1 CRISPR repeat array is annotated in these 318 nt (G+C 50.3%).

Annotation, left to right across the window (positions count from 1 at the left end):
- Positions 1-317: a CRISPR direct-repeat array (repeat unit 25 nt; unit sequence CAATGAAAGTCCCTCCGAAAAGGAA).
- Position 318 lies beyond the last annotated feature (1 nt).

Here is a 318-nt window from a genome sequence, read left to right on the forward strand (position 1 = left end):
CAATGAAAGTCCCTCCGAAAAGGAAGGGAAATTTTGAATTTGGGCATTAATCGTCCTGCGCCGGCCCTCCCTCAATGAAAGTCCCTCCGAAAAGGAAGGGAAATTTCTTCTTGCTCTTAGAACGCCTCGGCTTAACAAGGACCCCTCAATGAAAGTCCCTCCGAAAAGGAAGGGAAATCTTGGGGGTACCGGTGGGATTGATAATCGCTGGAGTTCCCCTCAATGAAAGTCCCTCCGAAAAGGAAGGGAAATGATGTTTACCTGGCGTGGTACGGGTGCCCCTCTGAGCCCTCAATGAAAGTCCCTCCGAAAAGGAAG

The organism is Rothia sp. HMSC071B01, assembly GCF_001808945.1.
GTDB lineage: Bacteria > Actinomycetota > Actinomycetes > Actinomycetales > Micrococcaceae > Rothia.